The sequence below is a fragment of the Streptomyces sp. GbtcB7 genome, from assembly GCF_019091445.1.
Classification (GTDB): domain Bacteria; phylum Actinomycetota; class Actinomycetes; order Streptomycetales; family Streptomycetaceae; genus Streptomyces; species Streptomyces mirabilis.
In genome coordinates this window covers 1-231 of record NZ_JAGXJM010000739.1, presented here as the reverse complement: position 1 = coordinate 231, position 231 = coordinate 1, and the positions used below count along the sequence as shown (strand labels likewise).

Annotated in this window: 1 pseudogene; it reads right to left on the bottom strand. The window is 71.4% G+C overall.

The features are described 5' to 3' along the window. Positions 1-181 (bottom strand): annotated as a pseudogene (locus KVT44_RS57410) (SigE family RNA polymerase sigma factor); the annotation flags it as partial. Positions 182-231 lie beyond the last annotated feature (50 nt).

The window sequence follows — 231 nt, the reverse complement described above, 5'->3', positions numbered from 1 at the left end:
CCCGGGGCGAGCGGTCCAGGGCCGGGATGAACGCCTCCTGCCCGACGTCCTCGGCCTGCCCGAGACTGCCGGTGACCGAGATCAACTGACCGACCAGCCGCGCGTACGCCGACTGGTAGACCTCCTCGAACCCCGTCAGGTCGGCTGGCCGCCCTCGGCCCCCATTGCTTTCACGTCCCACTCAGCTGGTGCCCACCGGGGCCGCCTCCACGCGCTTCTGAGCGGGAGTCA